Below are 3,354 nucleotides of genomic sequence, written 5' to 3'. Positions count from 1 at the left end.
CGCCAAGACCGGCGCACCCGACGCCCTGGCCCGGCAGGCCCTGCGCATGGTGGACGAGGCCTGCGCCGAAGCGGGCATCACCCGCGCGCAATTGCAGGCCACCGGCGTCTCGGCCTGCGGCCCCTTCGCGCTGCGCGACGGCCAGGTGGAACTGGCCACCCCCAACATCTGCGGTGGCCTGGCCGGCCCCGGGCGCGACGCGCCGAACGACTGGATGCAGATCCCCCTGCAGGCGCCGCTGGCGGCCGCGCTGGGCACGGTCCATGCGCAGAACGATGCCGTCGCCGCGCTGCTCGCCGAGCGCCGCTGGGGCGCGCTGCAGGGCCTGGACCATTGCGCCTACGTGACCTGGAGCACCGGCGTGGGCGTGGGCCTGTGCGTGGACGGCCGGGTGCTGCGCGGCAAGAACGGCAACGCGGGCCATGCGGGCCACAGTTTTTCCAGCGACGGGCCGGGCGATGCCCTGTGCGGCTGCGGCAACGTGGGCGACGTGGAGTCGCTCGTGGCCGGCAGCTCGATGCCGCGCCGCTTCGGCCACGACGCCGAACAGCTGGTCGATGCGGCCAAGCGGGGCGATGCCGCCGCGCACGCCGCGGTCGCGGGCATGTGCCGCGTGCTCGGCCGCATGCTCTACAACCTGGTGGCCACGCTGGACCTGCAGCGCATCAGCCTCGGGGGCAGCGTGTTCCTGCACCACCAGGACTACCTGCTGCCGCCGCTGCAGGCCGAGGTGTCGGCGCACCTGCCGGCGCTCACGGCCGGGGTGCGGCTCGTGCCGGCCGGCCTGGGCCTGCAGGTGGGCGACTATGCGGCGCTGGCGGTGGCAAGCGGCTGAGATGGATCAGCCTTCAACCGCCTTGCTCCGTTGGTTCGTCTGGCCGGGCTCCCGCACTGTCGGCGGCTTCCCGCCGGGTGGTCCGGCGGAAGGCCAAACCGCATGAACCGTTACATGGCGGCCCGGTCGGGGGGACGATAATCCGGCCCCATGCACATCCGCTTCACCAAGATGCAGGGCGCGGGCAACGATTTCGTCGTGATCGATGAAACCCAGGGCCGCCTCGGCCTCACCGCCGCGCAGTACCGCTTCCTGGGCGACCGCCACTTCGGCGTGGGCGCCGACCAGATCCTCACCGTCCGTCCCTCGCCCGCCGAGGGCATCGACTTCGAATACGTCATCCACAATGCCGATGGCGGCGAAGTGGAGCAGTGCGGCAACGGCGCGCGCTGCTTCGCCCGCTTCGTGCGCGACAAGGGCCTGACCACCCGCGACCGCATCCGCGTGCGCACCCGCGCCGGCGACATCGCCCCCGAACTCACCCCCGACGGCCGCGTGACGGTGGACATGGGCCGCCCGGTGCTCGATCCCGCGCGCGTGCCTTTCGACACCACGGGCCTCACCCCCATCATGCAGGGTTTGGGGCAAAAATGGCCTCTGGCGCATGATTCACTAGGGCGTGACGCTATTGTTTTTGTAGCAGTCGTTTCCATGGGCAATCCGCACGCGGTGCAGCTCGTGGACGACGTGGACACCGCGCCCGTCGCGCAGACCGGGCCGCTCATCGAGCGCCATGCGCGCTTTCCGCAGCGCGTGAACGCGGGCTACCTCCAGGTCGTGGACCGCACCCGGGTGCGCCTGCGCGTGTACGAGCGCGGCGCCGGCGAGACGCTGGCCTGCGGCACGGGCGCCTGCGCCGCCGTGGTGGCGGGCATCCGCCTGGGGCTGCTCGATGCGCGCGTGGACGTGCAGACGCGTGGCGGCCTCCTCACCATCGCCTGGAGCGGCGGCGACACGGACCCGGTCTTCATGACCGGTCCCGCCACCACCGTCTTCGAAGGCCAGATCGACATTCCCGACACACCATGACCATTCCCCACAACACCCAGGTTCCCCCCATCACCGAAGACGACATCGCCGAGTTCCTGGCGCAGACGCCGGGCTTTTTCGAGCGCCACGCCGAGGTGCTGGCCAGCGTGCAGATCACCAGCCCCCACGGCCAGCGGGCCGTGAGCCTGCAGGAGCGCCAGGCCGAGATGCTGCGCGAGAAGATCAAGGGCCTGGAGCAGCGCATCATGGAAATGGTGCGCAACAGCAACGAGAACGCCGCCATCGCCCACAAGATCCACCGCTGGACGCGCGAGCTGGCCGAGGCCCGCAACCCCTCCAGCCTGCCGCACGTGGTGGAGGAGGGCATCCGCCGCCTGTTCGACGTGCCGCAGGCCGCGCTGCGCCTGTGGGACGTGGCCCCCACCTATGCCGGTGCGGCCTACGCCCAGGGCGCGAGCGAGGATGCACGGGCCTTCGCTTCGTCGCTGACCATGCCGTTCTGCGGGCCCAACCTGGGGTTCGAGCCCACGGCGTGGCTGCCCGATGCATCGCAGGTGCAGTCGCTGGCCCTGCTGCCGCTGCGCGAAGGCGCGATCGACAGCACCGAGCCGGCCTTCGGTCTGCTGGTGCTGGGCTCGGCCGATCCGCACCGCTTCGATGCCGCCATGGGCACGGATTTTCTCGCCCGCATGGCGGAGCTGGCGAGCGGCGCGCTCTCGCGCCTGCGCTGAGCGGCGACGCCGGCCCCTTGCCCGCCGGCGCCTTCTGCCCTTCATTTTCCCTGCATCGCCGCCTGCCATGACCGAACCGGTGCCCACCACCGATGCCGAGCCGGCACCGGCCGCCACCGCGCCCACCGATCCGGCGGTGCTGCGCTACCTGGAGCACGTGCGCGTGGAAAAGCGCCTGGCCGCCCGCACCCTGGCCCTGTACACGCTGGACCTGCAAAAGCTCGCCCGCTTCGCCGAAGGCGCGGGCGTGCCGCTGCTCGGGTTGACCACCGCGCACATCCGCCGCTTCGTCGCGCAGATGCACGGCGGCGGGCGCAGCGGGCGCGGCATCGCGCTCATCCTCTCGGGATGGCGCGGGTTCTTCACGTGGGCCGGGCAGCAGGGCCTGGTGCCGCACAACCCCGTGCAGGGCGTGCGGGCGCCGCGCGCGCCCAAGCCGCTGCCCAAGGCCCTGCCCGTGGACGACGCAGTGCGCCTGGCTGAGTTCGAGCACGCGGGCGGAGACCCCTGGCTGGAGGCGCGCGACGCCGCCATGGTGGAGCTGCTCTACGGCTGCGGACTGCGGGTGGGCGAGCTGGTGGGCTTGGATGCCGTGCCCGGCCCCGACACCCAGCGCCAGGGCCGCGGCTGGATCGACCTGGAGGCCGGCGAGGCGCATGTGTTCGGCAAGGGCTCCAAGCGCCGCAGCGTGCCGGTGGGCACGGCCGCCTGGCCGCGCTGCAGGCCTGGCTGGCGCAGCGCCCGCAGCCCTTCGGCGCGCGGCGTCGGGCGCGGCTGGTGCAGCGCGTCTGGGCCAGC

3 protein-coding genes and 1 pseudogene are annotated in these 3,354 nt (G+C 72.5%); all 4 read left to right on the top strand.

What is annotated here, in order from left to right; genetic code table 11:
• Positions 1-835, top strand: an 835-nt coding sequence (locus AC27KI_RS21215) for an ROK family protein (protein WP_487115687.1), incomplete at its 5' end; no start/stop codon positions are given.
• Positions 836-985: 150 nt separating this feature from the next.
• Complete coding sequence (dapF, locus tag AC27KI_RS21210; protein WP_284429484.1) at positions 986-1,864, top strand: diaminopimelate epimerase; 879 nt, start codon at positions 986-988, stop codon at positions 1,862-1,864.
• The gene (locus AC27KI_RS21205) at positions 1,861-2,556 is read left to right on the top strand and encodes a DUF484 family protein (RefSeq protein WP_284429483.1); all 696 of its coding nucleotides are present in this window, start codon (positions 1,861-1,863) and stop codon (positions 2,554-2,556) included. The genes dapF and AC27KI_RS21205 overlap by 4 nt, the downstream gene beginning before the upstream one ends.
• 67 nt (positions 2,557-2,623) lie before the next feature.
• A pseudogene (locus tag AC27KI_RS21200) lies at positions 2,624-3,354 on the top strand (site-specific integrase); the annotation flags it as partial.

The sequence above is a fragment of the Acidovorax sp. KPB24-03 genome, assembly GCF_057546605.1.
The sequence above is the reverse complement of the archived record's forward strand: the minus strand, read 5'-3'. Positions and strand labels throughout refer to the sequence as shown.

Coding starts and splice junctions, on each gene's coding strand:
- dapF (WP_284429484.1), top strand. CDS start 986: ATGCACATCCGCTTCACCAAGATGCAGGGCGCGGGCAACGATTTCGTC.
- AC27KI_RS21205 (WP_284429483.1), top strand. CDS start 1,861: ATGACCATTCCCCACAACACCCAGGTTCCCCCCATCACCGAAGACGAC.